The organism is Mycobacterium sp. (assembly GCF_049673265.1).
In the GTDB taxonomy this organism is placed as follows: Bacteria; Actinomycetota; Actinomycetes; order Mycobacteriales; family Mycobacteriaceae; genus Mycobacterium.
This window is the reverse complement of record NZ_JBATXN010000033.1, coordinates 1-3,935: the sequence shown is the minus strand read 5'-3', so window position 1 is coordinate 3,935 and position 3,935 is coordinate 1. Positions and strand designations below refer to the sequence as shown.

Here is a 3,935-nt window from a genome sequence, read left to right as displayed (position 1 = left end):
AGCTGATTGCACGAAGAGGTTGCGCTGCGCCTCGAGATTGTCGGCCTCATACGCTCGGAAACCCAGCCAGCCGACCAGCCCTGCCAACAGCACACCCGCGACGAGGCCGGCGACCAGCGCGATCCGATCGACCTGGGTCGCGGATTGGATGGGCCGAAGGTATACGACGTCTGGCTCACCGCCGGAGCTGGCAGCATCGTCGGGCATACCACCCAACGTACGGGTCGGCCGACGGCAGACAGGTCCGGGTCAAACGCTGATCGCCGCAGAGGCTTTACGCCGCTGCCGCCGCAGCTTCGAGGTCGGCGACAACGATCTTGCGCATTTCCAGCATCGCTTTGGTGGCCGCCGTCGCGCGTGCCGGATCTGGATCGCTGACCAGCTCGTACAGCCGGTCCGGAATGATCTGCCAACTCAGACCGAATCGGTCCTTGCACCAGCCGCACTGGGATTCCTCGCCGCCGTCGGTCAGCCTCTCCCAGTAGTAGTCAACCTCGTCTTGGTCTTTGCAGCTGACCGTGAACGACACCGCCTCGCTGTGCGGGAACTGTGGGCCACCGTTGATCCCGATGAACCGGGCGCCGTCCAACACGAAGCTGCCCGACAAAACCGAGCCCGGCTCGCCGGGACCCGCCTCGGTGGTCCGGTTCAAGCCCTCAATGTGCGAGTTCGGGAACACCGAGGTGTAGAACGTCGCCGCCTCTTCCAGGTTGTGGTCGAACCACAGTGAGGGCGTAATCGAGGGCATGCCGTCTCCTAGTCGTTGGTCGCTTTCATTGATTGACCAGCGAGACGGCCAAAAGTCATCGACGCCCCGACCGATGACAAGTTTTCGCTATAGGTAACGTCAGGCGGATATCTCTCCGAGAGGACGCCCGTGACTACTGTGAGCAGTACTCCGCAGACTGTCGAATATTCGGGCGTCAATGGCCTCACGCTGGTCGCCGACGAGTGGAACCGCGGCGCAGACCCGGGGGCCGACCGACCGACGATCTTGATGCTGCATGGCGGTGGCCAAAATCGGTTCTCCTGGAAAAACACCGGCCAAGTGCTCGCCGACGAGGGATTCCACGTCGTGGCGTTGGACAGTCGCGGCCACGGTGACAGCGATCGGGCACCCGACGCCGACTACGACGTCGAGACGTTGACCGCTGACGTCATGGAGGTGCTCGGCGCCATCGGCCGGCCGGTGACGCTGATCGGAGCGAGCATGGGCGGGTTGACCGGCATCCTCGTCGCCGATCAGGCGGGCCCCGATCGGGTCACCCGGCTGGTCCTGGTTGACGTGGTGCCGCGGTTCGAGAAGAACGGTAGTGCCCGCATCCGCGAGTTCATGTTCAGCGGTCTGCACGGGTTCGGCTCACTGGACGAGGCGGCCGACGCCGTCGCCGCATATCTGCCCCATCGGAGGCGGCCGCGCAGCCCGGAGGGGTTGAAGAAGAACCTGCGGCTGCGCGACGGCCGATGGTATTGGCATTGGGATCCGGCATTTATGACGAAGCCCGGCGACGACCCGGAGCTGCGCACCGAGAAGTTTGAGCAGGCCGCCGCGGACTTGACCATCCCGGTGCTGTTGATCCGCGGCAAGCTATCCGACGTGGTCAGCCCCGAAGGCGTGCGTCACTTTCTGGCGACGGTGCCCAACGCGGAGTTCGTCGAGCTGTCCGAAGCCGGGCACACCGCGGCCGGCGACGACAATGACGCCTTCAGCGACGTCGTCGTGACGTTCGTAACGCGTTAGTTCGCAGGCTTTTCCGCGTGTCCACCGAACTGTTTACGCATCGCCGACAGCGCCTGGTTGGCGAAGTCATCGAGGCTGCGCGAGGCGAAGCGAGACTGTAGCGCGGTCGTCAGCACCGGCGCGGGCACGCCCTCGTCGATAGCCGCGATGGCGGTCCACCGGCCCTCCCCGGAGTCGGAAACCCGGCCGGAGAACTCTTTCAGGTCGGGGGAATCATGTAGCGCGATCGCGGTCAGGTCCAGCAGCCACGAGCCGATGACGCTGCCCCGGCGCCATACCTCGGCGATGTCGGGAATGTCGAAGTCGTACCGGTAGCACTCGGGGTTTACCAGTGGCGCGGTTTCGGCGTCGCCCTTCTCGATGCGGGTGCCGATATCCGCGTTGCGCAAGATGTTTAGGCCTTCGGCGAGCGAGGCCATCATTCCGTATTCAATTCCGTTGTGCACCATCTTGACGAAATGCCCGGCGCCGGTTGCCCCGCAGTGTAGGTAGCCCTTCTCGGGCTCCGCGATCTCACCGCGGCGGCCCGGTGTACGTGGCGCGGCGTCGACCCCCGGCGCAACGGAGGCGAATATCGGCTCCGCATGGGTGAACGCTCGGTCGTCGCCGCCAATCATCAAGCAGTAGCCGCGCTCGCGACCCCACACACCACCACTGGTGCCGCAATCCAACAGGTGAATCCCCTTCTCGGACAGCCGCTTTGCATGCTTGAAGTCGTCGCGGTAGTAAGAGTTGCCGCCGTCGATCACGATGTCGTCGGATTCCAGCGTCTTGGCCAGATCGTCGATCACCCCGCTGGTGATGTCGCCGGCTGGCACCATCACCCAAACCACCCGAGGTTTGGTGAGCTTCTCCGCCAGCTCTGACAATGAATCAGCGCCGGTAATCCCGTCGTCGTGTGCCATCGCCTTGACCGCGTCCGGATCGTGGTCGTAGACAACGCATTCGTGCCCGGCATCGACCAGCCGGCGCACGATGTTCGCGCCCATCCGGCCCAGCCCGATCATCCCTAGCTGCATGTTGTTTGTTCTCCTTACCTTGATGCCTGGTGGTCGGTGGGGAGCCACGGTTGCTGCCAACCGTGGTGGCCGCGCAGCAGCGACTGTGCCTCGTCTGGCCCCCACGAGCCGGGTTCATATCGGTGTACCTTGCCGGGTTTGTCCAGCAATGGCTGCACGATGCGCCAGGTCTCTTCGATGTTGTCTTCACGCGCGAACAGCTGGTGATCCCCGGTCAGCGCAGCGTGAAGGAGGCGCTCGTATGGCGTCAACGGCTCGCCCAAGTCCTGCATGAACGAAGAATCAAGATGAACGTCGCGCCAGCGGCCCGCATCCAGTGCGGTCAGCTGCAGGCGCAGTCCGGGATCAGGGTCGATCCGAAGCGCAATCTGGTTGGGTTCGGCCCGTTTGCGGTCGGGCAGGAAAGCCAACGCGGGGACACGGTGGGTGAACAGCCGCACCTCGGTGACCCGTTCGGGCAGGGCCTTGCCCGCGCGCAAAAAAATCGGCACCCCGGCCCAGCGCCAGTTGTCGATCTCCAATCGCAGCGCGACGAAGGTCTCGGTCTGCGAGCGCTTGGCGACCCCGTCAATGTCGGTGTAGCCGCGGTATTGACCCCGCACGCACCGGTCCGGGTCCAACTCCGGTATCGCGCGCAAAACGTCGGCTTTCTTGTCGTTGAGATCGTCTGCGCTCGGTCCGACCGGCGGCTCCATAGCGACTCCGGCGAGCACCTGCAGCAGATGGTTTTGCACGACGTCGCGCAAGGCGCCGACCCCGTCGTAGAACCTGCCCCGATCCTCGACACCGAAGTCCTCGGCCATCGTGATCTGAATTTCAGAGATGCTGTGACGATCCCACATCTCAGCCAGCGCCAGATTGCCGAAGCGCAAATACTCGAGTTCGACCACCGGCTGCTTGCCCAGGAAGTGGTCCACCCGAAAGATCTGCTCCTCACTCAATACCGCGCGCAGCCGAGCGTTGAGTTCGCACGCAGACTTGAGGTCATGGCCGAAGGGCTTTTCCACCGCGACGCGCGAGTGCTTCAACAATCCGGCCTTGCCCAGGCTCTCGACAATGGGGGCAAACAGGGCCGGCGGCATTTCGAGGTAGTACAGGCAGTCGCGCTTGGAACCGAGTCGCTTAGCCAGCGCGTCATACAGTGCGGGGTCGGTGACATCGCCGTGCAGGTAGGA

General features: G+C 64.1%; 4 protein-coding genes and 1 pseudogene. 1 reads left to right on the top strand and 4 read right to left on the bottom strand.

Features of this window, described 5'->3' with window-relative positions; all coding sequences use genetic code 11:
* Both WBF82_RS00975 and WBF82_RS00970 read right to left on the bottom strand, forming a co-directional pair.
* Positions 1-207, bottom strand: a pseudogene (locus WBF82_RS00975) (hypothetical protein); the annotation flags it as partial.
* A 67-nt stretch (positions 208-274) separates the two neighbouring features.
* Positions 275-748: a VOC family protein gene (locus tag WBF82_RS00970; protein WP_424381239.1), complete on the bottom strand. Its 474-nt coding sequence runs from the start codon at positions 746-748 to the stop codon at positions 275-277.
* Between the two features lie 129 nt (positions 749-877).
* Here WBF82_RS00970 and WBF82_RS00965 point away from each other — a divergent pair, with 129 nt between their 5' ends.
* The gene (locus tag WBF82_RS00965; protein ID WP_424381238.1) at positions 878-1,741 is read left to right on the top strand and encodes an alpha/beta fold hydrolase; all 864 of its coding nucleotides are present in this window, start codon (positions 878-880) and stop codon (positions 1,739-1,741) included.
* Here WBF82_RS00965 and gnd read toward each other — a convergent pair.
* Complete coding sequence (gnd, locus tag WBF82_RS00960; protein WP_424381237.1) at positions 1,738-2,760, bottom strand: phosphogluconate dehydrogenase (NAD(+)-dependent, decarboxylating); 1,023 nt, start codon at positions 2,758-2,760, stop codon at positions 1,738-1,740. The two genes, WBF82_RS00965 and gnd, sit on opposite strands and share 4 nt — an antisense overlap.
* Positions 2,761-2,774: 14 nt before the next feature.
* Positions 2,775-3,935 (bottom strand): glucose-6-phosphate dehydrogenase (locus WBF82_RS00955; RefSeq protein ID WP_424381236.1); only part of this gene is annotated, 1,161 nt, incomplete at its 5' end.